This window comes from Xenorhabdus sp. IM139775, assembly GCF_028598745.1.
Classification (GTDB): domain Bacteria; phylum Pseudomonadota; class Gammaproteobacteria; order Enterobacterales; family Enterobacteriaceae; genus Xenorhabdus.
The window spans coordinates 1-1,094 of record NZ_JAQRFK010000202.1 but is presented as its reverse complement, the minus strand read 5'-3'; the positions used below and the strand labels follow the sequence as shown (position 1 = coordinate 1,094).

The 1,094-nt window shown below is 56.8% G+C and carries 1 protein-coding gene; it reads right to left on the bottom strand.

Features of this window, described 5'->3' with window-relative positions:
• On the bottom strand, positions 1-988 hold a 988-nt coding region (locus PSI17_RS16985), incomplete at its 3' end, for an IS701 family transposase (protein WP_273553079.1).
• Positions 989-1,094 lie beyond the last annotated feature (106 nt).

Below are 1,094 nucleotides of genomic sequence, written 5' to 3'. Positions count from 1 at the left end.
ATTCAATTTCCCAGCGATGGCCTGCCACCTGAGCCAGGGTTTTCAGAGCAGCCTGTTCTCTGCGCGCATACACGACATAGTAAGCTCGTTCCTGTTTCTCATCCCGGCTGCGCCGGACCAGCAGATAATGGCCATATTCCCGTTCTTTCTCACTGAGTTGTAAACGCCAGAGCGGCACCCGAACCCAGTCATACTGACGTTCGCCTTTCGCTCCCCGCCCCGCAGAATGGGTTTCCCATTGCCCAGGCGTCAGGCTGTCCACAATCTTGTCCGCTCTGACAGGGGTCGGCCCTTGCCACCACAACGGTTCATTTTTGGGGATCGCCAGCACAAACGGTTGATAGCGGGACTCCAGCCAGCAGCGCAGGCGACGATCCTGACCATAAACGGCATCTGCCGTCACCCAGCGACAGGGCACACCGGCCTCTAATGCGCGTTCCAGCATCTGCCGGGCGAGCTGCGGTTTGGTGGCAAAGCTCATCGAGTCAGGTATGCCGGCGGCTTCACAACGTGGACGGTCATCAATCCACTGCTTGGGCAGGTATAACGCCCGGTCAATAAAGGCATGGCCGCCCTGACCGGCATAACAGAGAAAGACGCCTATCTGACTGTTTTCGACGCGCCCGGCGGTGCCACTGTATTGACGTTGCACCCCGGCAGAATGCGTGCCTTTTTTGACAAAGCCGGTTTCATCCACAATGAGCACCCCGTGTTCATCGCCCAAATGCTCCGTCACATAGTCCCGCAAAATATCGCGGGCGACGTCGACGTCCCAGTGGGCGCGTTCCAGCAGATGCTGAACGCCATCAGGCGTGCGTTCGCCTATCCATTCCGCCAGTTGCCAGCCATTTTTACGTTCAACGTCACTGAGTAATCCCCGGAGGTAGGCGAGGCTGCGTTGCTGTGGGCCGGGATGGTGAAACAACGGAGCCAGGCGGGTATGCAGTGAGAGAAGTTCCTGTTCCCAGGCATTGGTCGGTGAGTGCATGGTACACCTCCCGTATTTTCAGAAAAAGTGTCATGGGCTATCATGCCACAATGGGGCATACGGCTGTAGTACTAGTGCTGAATACTTTAATTAGTAGCCTTATACT